The organism is Noviherbaspirillum sp. (genome assembly GCF_035654295.1).
Classification (GTDB): domain Bacteria; phylum Pseudomonadota; class Gammaproteobacteria; order Burkholderiales; family Burkholderiaceae_D; genus Noviherbaspirillum.
Window position 1 is genome coordinate 1 of record NZ_DASRXF010000165.1, and the last position, 7,564, is coordinate 7,564.

Below are 7,564 nucleotides of genomic sequence, written 5' to 3' on the forward strand. Positions count from 1 at the left end.
GTCGCCGGGCCCCGAATCTGCTTAAATGCTCGCAACCCTCCTCGGAATTCACTCCATGCATCCTGCCTCGTCCCAAATGCCCGCCAATGCGCTCAAGCGCCCGCCGAAACTTTACCGCTATGCCCCGCGCGCCGAACTGGAACGCTCGCTGCAGTTCGGCGAATTCCGCCTGCAGCCGCCGAGCGGTCCCGTGCGCGGGCAGGGCTTTCTCACGCTGAGCCTCGCCAGCGCCTGGGACACCTCCCTGTTCGCCGGCCTCGGCAATACGGATTGCTGCCTTGTGATCCACGACGCCGAACAGTTCGGCGAACGCATCCACCGCGCCGCGCAACGTCTCCTGCCAAGCTGGGCCGGCATCGACGCTGCCATTTCCTACGGCACGCCCAGCCCGCTCGGCGAAGTCTTTACCCGCGCCAGGCAGCAGGCAAGCGACAAGGAATGGCTGTTCGCGTGGCGCCCGACGCAGCAGGCACTGGTCAACAAGGCCGTCACCATCACCATCGGCAGCATCGAAAGCATCGCCGAACTGCGGCACAAATCCTGACGCACGCGCCGCCGCTGCCTGACGTGGCGGCACGGCCCTCCGGTTGCTACACTGGCACCACGCAACCCGGCAAGGGAGGGCGCATGGCGAACACACTCCGGTTTCTGCAAAGACACAAGGGCGAGGGCCGCCTGTGAAACTGCGCACCTCCATCGTGCTGGCCGTCATCGTCGGCCTCCTGATCCCGCTTACCGTCAGCAGCGTGCTCACCCTCGGCCAGCGGCAGGATGCGCTGACGCGGCAACTGCAGGCCGACCACGAGCGTCTCGCCGATATCCTCGCCCTGGGCATGCAGGAACCGTTGTGGAACCTGAGCCATGAAGCCGGCCTGCCCTTGTTCCATTCCGTCCTCGGCGATGCCCGTGTCACGGCGCTCGTCGTGCGCGACAAGAAATTCGGTGTGTTCCTCAACAGCGAACAGCCCAAGCGCCGGCTCGGACGGCAGTCCCGGATCACGCGCGATGTCCTCTACGACGAAAACGTCATCGGCTACGTGACCCTGGAAATGGACAGCGGACAACTGGACGCCGAAATCACACGCGACCGCATCGCCTTCGCCCTCACGGCGCTCGGCCAGTTGCTGCTCAGCCTGGCGCTCATCCTGGTGCTGCTGCAGGTGCGCGTGCTTGCGCCGCTCAGGCAACTCATCGGGGCCTCGCAGCGGCTTGCCCGGCGCGAGCTTTCCGAACCCTTCAACTGGCAGCGCAAGGACGAGCTCGGCAGCCTCGGCAACAGCCTGGAAAGCACGCGCCAGGCATTGCGCAGCCTGTTCGACGAACTCGAAACCAAGAACCGCGAACTGGAGCGCGACATCGAACGCCGCATGCAGGTCGAGAAGGAACTCAAGCAGCACCGTGAGCACCTCGAGGAACTGGTGCGCGCACGCACCGCGGAACTGACCGTGGCCAAGGAGCGCGCCGAGATCGCCAACCGCGCCAAGAGCACCTTCCTCGCCAGCATGAGCCACGAACTGCGCACGCCGCTCAATGCCGTGCTCGGCTACGCGCAGATCCTCAAGCGCGACCCCAACCTCGATCAACGGCAGGTCGCCGCGCTCGACACCATCCAGCACAGTGGCGAGCACCTGCTCACGCTCATCAACGACCTGCTCGACCTGTCCAAGATCGAGGCCGGCAAGTTCGAGCTCCATGAAAGCCCGGCCGACCTGCAGCAATTCCTGCACACCATCTGCGACATCATCCGTGTGAAGGCCGAACAGAAGGCGCTCGATGTCGTGTTTGATGTTGCCCAAAGCCTGCCCGCCGCCGTGATGATGGATGAAAAGCGCCTGCGGCAGGTCTTGCTCAACCTGCTCGGCAATGCCATCAAGTTCACCGATCGCGGCCAGGTCAAATTGCGGGTGGCGCAACTTCCCGCCGCCGAAGGGCGGGCGCGGATACAGTTCGAGGTGAGCGACACGGGCATCGGCATGGAAGAGGACCAGTTCGCGCGCATCTTCGAACCGTTCGAGCAGGTGGGCGACGTACAGCGCCGGCTGGGCGGCACGGGGCTCGGGCTCTCCATCAGCCGGCAACTGGTGCGCATGATGGGCAGCGATATCGCGGTGCGCAGCCGGCCCGGCGGCGGCAGCGTGTTCAGCTTCGAGCTCGGACTCGCGCTCGCCGAGCGCAGTGAAGTCCCGGTGCGCGTGGAACACGACATCATCGGCTACGCGGGCCCGCTGCGCACCGTGCTCATCGCCGACGACGTCGCCGCCAACCGCACCATGCTGGCCGACATGCTCGGCACGCTCGGATTCCGCGTGATCGAGGCCGGCGACGGCCGCGAGGCGCTCGACCGCGCCCTGGCCGGAAAACCCGATGCCGTCCTGATGGACATCATGATGCCGGTCATGTCCGGCATCGAAGCGATGCGCCGCATGCGCGCATCGCCGTCACTGCAAGACGTGCCCATCATCGCCATCTCGGCCGCCGCCTCCGCCAGCGAACCGGGCGACTGCCTCGCCGCCGGCGCGGACATCTTCATGGCCAAGCCGGTTGACCAGCTCGCATTGCTGCGCGAGCTCGGCAACCGGCTGCAGCTGACATGGATTCACGCCGAAGCGCCGGCCGCCACGGAAGCCGACACCGAGGCCGGCATGATTCCGCCGGCGCCGGACCAGATGGCCGCGCTGTACCGTCTCGCACTCGCGGGCAACATGCGCGACATCCGTCAATTCGCCGCACAGCTCGCGGAGCGCGACGAGCGCTGCCGTCCCTTCGCGGCGCGCCTCGCCGAACTCGCCGAGGCATACCAGTCCAAGGCGATCGTCAGCCTGGTGGAGCACTACATGGCGCCCGGCACGCAGGCCCACGTCGACACGCCGCAGGCGGCGAGATGATCGACGCTTGACCTCGAAGCTTTACATTTCGCACATTACCTGAGATAAATAGGCACGACCTGCCGCGCGCGCAGAACGATGCGCATGCGCGGCGCACACCGCAAAAACACAAGGGAGCAACGCCATGGTGGCAAATAACATCAAGACCGTCCGCAACGACATGAAGACCCTGGTCAAGGATGCGCAGGACCTGCTGCGCGAAGCCAGCCTCGCCAGCGGCGACAAGGCCGACGAAATGCGCGCAAGGGGCCTCGCCATGCTCGAGACCGCAATGGACAAGGCACACGAGCTGCAAGCCCTCGCCCTCGAAAAAGGCAAGGCCGCTGCCCATACCACCGACGAATTCGTGCACGAACATCCGTGGAAGGCCGTGGGCATCGCCGCCGGCATCGGCCTCGTGCTCGGCATGCTGATCTCGCGTCGCTGATCGAAGCGCATGGATCAACGGTACCCCGGCGATGAGGATGCCGGCCAGGGCAGGCCGGGGCTGGTCGCCGGTCTCGCAGGCGTTGCAAGGAACATGTTCGGCCTGCTCGTCAGCAGGATAGAACTGGCCGCGCTCGAACTGGGCGAAGTGCGCGACAACCTCGCACGGCTGCTGTTCATCGGCGCGCTCGGCATCGTCGCCGTCCTGTTCGCGCTCGGCTGCTGGACGGCGCTCATCGTCGTCCTCGCGTGGGAGACGATGGGATGGAAGATCCTGCTGGTCGTCGCCATCGCCTACACCCTGCTGGCCATCGGCATCCTGCGCCATGCGCGCGGTTACCTCGCCGGCGACAAGCTTGCCATGCCGGCCACCATGACCGAGCTGCGCAAGGACCGCGACGCCCTGATGTAGGAGATGACGATGAACCGCGAACAGCGCAAGAGACAACTCATCGCACAAGGCGCCATCTATCGTGCCGAAGTCCTGCTCGCCAAACAGGCTGCCGAAGAGAGCCTGCGTCCCGACACCCTCGCGCGCAGCGTGCTGCAGCAAGGCGCGGCTGCCGTGATCGCCGCTTTCCGCGGCAGCAATGGTGGTGGCAGTGGGGCCGGCGTGAACCTGCAGACGCTGCTTCCCCTCCTCATGGGCGGCCTTTCCGCCCTCTCGAAACACCAGTCCCTGCTCAAGACCATCGTGCGCGGCGCAGCGTTCGCCGGCACGGCGGCCAGCCTCGCCGCGCTTGTTTCAAGGAAGAAAAAATCACCTGCCGAGCAGAGCGCAGAAACTCCGCAAGCTTAACGATTTGTAACCCTGCCGAACTCGCATTTCTCCGCTGTGTCCAACCACTGTTTCCAAACAGAGGAACAGCATCATGCGCAAACGACTCACCGCAGGCACGCTTGCCGCAATCGTCGCGCTCGGCGGTTGCGCGAACATGAATGAAGTCCAGCGCGGCACCGCCACCGGTGCCGGCGTCGGCGCCGGCCTTGGCGCCGTCCTCGGGGCCGCGACGGGCCCGGGCGGCGGACGCAGGGCAGCCACCGGCGCAGCCATCGGCGGCGCGGTCGGCGCAGTCGCCGGCAACATCTGGTCCAGCAGGATGGAACAGCAGAAGCGCCAGATGGAGCAGGCCACGCAAGGCACCGGCGTGCAAGTCACGCAGACCGCCGACAACAGGCTCAAGCTCGACATCCCCAGCGACATCTCCTTCGACACCAACCGCAGCGACATCAAGCCCAACTTCCGTCCGGTGCTCGACAAGTTCGCCGAAGGCCTGGTCGCCAATCCCTATGCGCGGGTCAACATCATCGGCCATACCGACAGCACCGGCGGCGACGCGATCAACAATCCGCTCTCGGTCAACCGTGCGGCCGAAACGCGCGAGTACCTCGTCACCCGCGGCGTGGCTTCCAACCGCATCAGCATCGACGGCCGCGGCTCGCGCGAACCGGTGGCCGCCAACACCAGCGAAGCCAGCCGCGCCCGCAACCGTCGCGTCGAAATCTTCGTCGCCGAACAGCAGGCTACCGCGCAGGGTCCGCAGCCGGTACAGCAGCAGCCCGGCACCGTGCAGCCGGTTTATCCGAGCTCCGGCCAGTAAGGCCAGGCAAGCGGGCAAAAAAAAGCCGACCATGCGGTCGGCTTCTTTTATCGGCTGGGAGCCCGATTACTTCGATGCGGACACCATGTAATCGACGGCAGCCTTGACCTCGTCGTCGGACGCGTTGGAACCGCCCTTCGGAGGCATCATGCCCGCCTTGCCCTGGAAGCCCTTGATCGCGTGCGTGTAGAGCGTGTCATTGCCCTGCTTGATGCGATCCGTCCAGGCCGCCTTGTCGCCGACCTTCGGCGCACCGGCGACGCCGGCACCATGGCATGCGACGCACGCGGTGTCATAGACCTTCTTGCCATCGGCCTTGCCGCCGGCGGCGGCCCCTGCCACTGCCTTGGCCTGCTCGGTCGGCTGCGCCGGCGGGGTGGCGGAAGCGACTTGCGCGCCCTGCTCGGAAGCGGCAGGTGCGGCGGGTGCTGCGGCTTCCGCCGGTGCTGCTGCCTTCGCTGCCGGCTCCTTCAGGTTGCCGCCCGACTTGTTCGCCAGGAACACCACGGCGCGTTCCACTTCGATGTCATCCAGGTCCGGGTTGCCGCCCTTGGCCGGCATTGCATTGATCCCCTTGATCGCATTGCCCACGACCGTCGCCTGGCCCTTGCCCAGACGCGCAGCCCATGCGCCGTTGTCGCCGATCTTCGGCGCGCCGGCGGCGCCGGTATCGTGGCAGGCCGCGCAGACGGCCTTGTAAACCGCATCGCCGGCCTGCAACTGCTTGGGCGCGCTCGCATCCTTCAGCGTGAAACCCTCGTCGGCCACCGGGCGCAAGCGCGCCGCGATCGCCTCCGACGACATGCTGTCCGAACCGGCGCCGACCTTGTCGGCATTGGCCACGTACTGCACCAGCAGCACGATCGAGATGATCGGCACCAGGAAGCCGGCCGCTACGGCGGCGATCAACTGCTTGGGCGTCTTGATCGCGGTTTCGTGATGGGTATGTGCGTCGCTCATTTTTTCCTCAATGCATTTTGTGAAAACCGGTGGGCGGAGGCGAATCAGGCCCGGGAACTTGCAATGCTGCGCTGCAATGCCTCGCAAAACCCTTGATTATAGTCGGAAAAAGAGGGTTTGGATTGCAACGGAGGCTATTGTCGAATGCAGAATTCATGCCGGTGTCCAGGGGGCGCAACATGATCTCCCGCAAAGTCCGGTGTCACGCGCTTGCCCTTTTGGCATTCCTGTACCGTGTTTGCGTGGACGTTGGCCGGGAAAAACGGTATCCTTCATGCCTCTTCACCGCTGCCCGGCCCCGGGCAGCGTCTCTACGCGGCTGTAGCTCAGTGGATAGAGTATTGGCCTCCGAAGCCAAGGGTCGTGGGTTCGATCCCCGCCAGCCGCGCCATCACTTCCTTTCAAAATCAAGGAATTAGATCTGCATTGTGTTGCAGGATGATGCGATATTTCGCACATTTTGGCACAGTGAGTGTGCCAAAATTGTGCCGCGGATCTGTTGCGAATTTCACTCTCCCAGAGCGACACGCATTGCATTGCAGAATATTGCTGATAAGATACCCTCCAATCGCGCTGAGGGCGTAGAAACGGCTTCGAGAAAAGAGCAAGAATTGGAAGGGCCTAGCAAGCTCGGAAGATTCGACAAGCGCAAGCCACGTACCGTTCAGCAGCCGGCTTCCTGAAGCGGAATGGAAGGCGGTAAGAAAGGATGCCAAAGGCAATCGCCTATGAAAAATCACCACCGGTCAGGATGAGGCCGGCGTTAAATGAGTGAATTTTCTGGGAGAGCGATGGGCACATGGGGGACAACCCCGCCGTGTTTCCTCTGATGCTGACTTGATCGAGCTGCCGGTGGGCGTAAGTATCTCGGATCATTTAGAGGGGATTCGGACCCGCGGACTCATCCGGACTTGACCAGTCGAGAGACTGGCCAGGCTTCGGAGAAGTCTCGCCCATGAAAACCCTACTTTCCGTAGAGCAGTTATCGCTTTATCTGCACAAATCAGTCGCAAGCATTCGTAGCGACGCAACACGTAATCCGCAATCCCTTCCCCCGATCTGCAGGCTGCCCAATACAAAACGGCTGCTCTGGCGAATTGAAGACGTCGAAGCTTGGCTTGAGAAACATGTAACACCCGTGGCGGCTGCACCGGTACAAGTTGCCCTTGCCACCTCACGAAAACGCGGCCGGCCACGAAAGTCCGAATACGCGGGCCAGGATTGGCAAAGCGTTGCAACTGGACGGGTTGGGAGATAGTGTATGGAGTCTCTCCCTGACGATCTGCACCGTACGTCAGCTGCCCCCGACCACGGTGCGACAGCTATCTCTTTGCATCTTGCTGATGCAATCAGCATAAACCAACAATACGCCGAGAAATTCTTGCGCCGCAGCGTTGTCGACAACGAAAAAGGTAGTCGCACAACTCCGCAGCAAATGTACTTGCCTGGCCTCGATGAATGGCTGCGGGCAATGCCAAACCATCTTGCGCGTTCCAGTCTATTTGCGCCGGTGGCACGTGGACGCAAGAAGCTCCATAACGAAGTTCCGATCGTTACGCGAGCCGATGTTGTGATGACCTATACAGGCGAGCAGCTCGACGAGGCACAGGCAGACGTCGCGCTGCAACTACTGTACGAAGCTCGGAAAGCGCCACTCGGTGACCCCGTGGCTATCAACCGGGCGGCGTTTTT

At 63.7% G+C, this 7,564-nt stretch carries 8 protein-coding genes and 1 tRNA gene; 8 read left to right on the forward strand and 1 reads right to left on the reverse strand.

Annotated features, from left to right (window positions below):
- Window positions 1-55: 55 nt before the first annotated feature.
- The 6 genes from VFF99_RS15975 (at window position 56) to VFF99_RS16000 (ending at window position 4,912) form a co-directional block, all read left to right on the forward strand.
- Window positions 56-544, forward strand: a complete 489-nt coding sequence (locus VFF99_RS15975; protein ID WP_325019611.1) for a hypothetical protein — start codon at window positions 56-58, stop codon at window positions 542-544.
- 133 nt (window positions 545-677) lie between these two features.
- The gene (locus tag VFF99_RS15980; RefSeq protein ID WP_325019613.1) at window positions 678-2,885 is read left to right on the forward strand and encodes an ATP-binding protein; all 2,208 of its coding nucleotides are present in this window, start codon (window positions 678-680) and stop codon (window positions 2,883-2,885) included.
- A 124-nt stretch (window positions 2,886-3,009) separates the two neighbouring features.
- On the forward strand, window positions 3,010-3,312 hold the full coding sequence (locus VFF99_RS15985; RefSeq protein ID WP_325019615.1) for a DUF883 family protein: 303 nt from the start codon (window positions 3,010-3,012) through the stop codon (window positions 3,310-3,312).
- A 9-nt stretch (window positions 3,313-3,321) separates the two neighbouring features.
- Complete coding sequence (locus VFF99_RS15990; RefSeq protein WP_325019617.1) at window positions 3,322-3,723, forward strand: phage holin family protein; 402 nt, start codon at window positions 3,322-3,324, stop codon at window positions 3,721-3,723.
- 9 nt (window positions 3,724-3,732) lie between these two features.
- A complete protein-coding gene (locus VFF99_RS15995) occupies window positions 3,733-4,110 on the forward strand; it encodes a hypothetical protein (RefSeq protein ID WP_325019619.1) in 378 nt (125 codons plus the stop codon).
- Between the two features lie 73 nt (window positions 4,111-4,183).
- The gene (locus tag VFF99_RS16000) at window positions 4,184-4,912 is read left to right on the forward strand and encodes an OmpA family protein (protein WP_325019621.1); all 729 of its coding nucleotides are present in this window, start codon (window positions 4,184-4,186) and stop codon (window positions 4,910-4,912) included.
- Between the two features lie 66 nt (window positions 4,913-4,978).
- On the opposite strand, the gene VFF99_RS16005 is transcribed toward VFF99_RS16000, so the two are convergent.
- Window positions 4,979-5,872 (reverse strand): c-type cytochrome, encoded by an 894-nt coding sequence (locus VFF99_RS16005; RefSeq protein ID WP_325019623.1) that lies wholly within the window; start codon window positions 5,870-5,872, stop codon window positions 4,979-4,981.
- A 315-nt stretch (window positions 5,873-6,187) separates the two neighbouring features.
- Between VFF99_RS16005 and VFF99_RS16010 the strand changes: the two genes are divergently transcribed.
- A tRNA-Arg gene (locus tag VFF99_RS16010) sits at window positions 6,188-6,263 on the forward strand.
- Between the two features lie 870 nt (window positions 6,264-7,133).
- A partial coding sequence (gene trfA, locus VFF99_RS16015; RefSeq protein WP_325019625.1) for a plasmid replication initiator TrfA occupies window positions 7,134-7,564 on the forward strand: 431 nt, incomplete at its 3' end.

Bases quoted from the DNA above. Each gene is read 5' to 3' on its own strand.
- VFF99_RS15975 (WP_325019611.1), top strand. From the start codon at position 56: ATGCATCCTGCCTCGTCCCAAATGCCCGCCAATGCGCTCAAGCGCCCG.
- VFF99_RS15985 (WP_325019615.1), top strand. From the start codon at position 3,010: ATGGTGGCAAATAACATCAAGACCGTCCGCAACGACATGAAGACCCTG.
- VFF99_RS15990 (WP_325019617.1), top strand. From the start codon at position 3,322: ATGGATCAACGGTACCCCGGCGATGAGGATGCCGGCCAGGGCAGGCCG.
- VFF99_RS15995 (WP_325019619.1), top strand. From the start codon at position 3,733: ATGAACCGCGAACAGCGCAAGAGACAACTCATCGCACAAGGCGCCATC.
- VFF99_RS16000 (WP_325019621.1), top strand. From the start codon at position 4,184: ATGCGCAAACGACTCACCGCAGGCACGCTTGCCGCAATCGTCGCGCTC.
- VFF99_RS16005 (WP_325019623.1), bottom strand. From the start codon at position 5,872: ATGAGCGACGCACATACCCATCACGAAACCGCGATCAAGACGCCCAAG.